Source organism: Bacillus sp. SIMBA_026 (genome assembly GCF_046535335.1).
Taxonomy (GTDB): Bacteria; Bacillota; Bacilli; order Bacillales; family Bacillaceae; genus Bacillus; species Bacillus velezensis.
This window is the reverse complement of record NZ_JAWRWX010000062.1, coordinates 1-352: the sequence shown is the minus strand read 5'-3', so window position 1 is coordinate 352 and position 352 is coordinate 1. Positions and strand designations below refer to the sequence as shown.

Here is a 352-nt window from a genome sequence, read left to right as displayed (position 1 = left end):
ATCCGTTTTGCGGCTTCGACGCCGTTCATCACCGGCATGCGGACGTCCAACAAGGCGATATCGACGGGATAGTGTTTACAATACTCTGCCGCCTCGAATCCGTTTTCCAACATTGCCGATACAGTAAATTCCTCATATGTATGCAAAATGATTTTCATTCCTTCTCTGATGAAAGAATTATCATCGGCGATAATGACATTAATCTTCATGGCCGCACCCTTTGTGTGTTTTTTGTTTCATTATATACCATCCGATGTTAAATCAAAAAGCCTCCCGGCGAATGGTGCGCGGAAGTCGAAGCGGTCAAGCGGGTTTTTTCAAATGTATGAAAAACAGCATCAGAAAAGAAATG

1 protein-coding gene is annotated in these 352 nt (G+C 43.5%); it reads right to left on the bottom strand.

The genetic code is table 11. From position 1 onward, the window contains the following. Positions 1 to 209, bottom strand: a 209-nt coding sequence (locus SB847_RS20665; RefSeq protein ID WP_410578445.1) for a response regulator, incomplete at its 3' end; no start/stop codon positions are given. Positions 210 to 352: the final 143 nt, after the last annotated feature.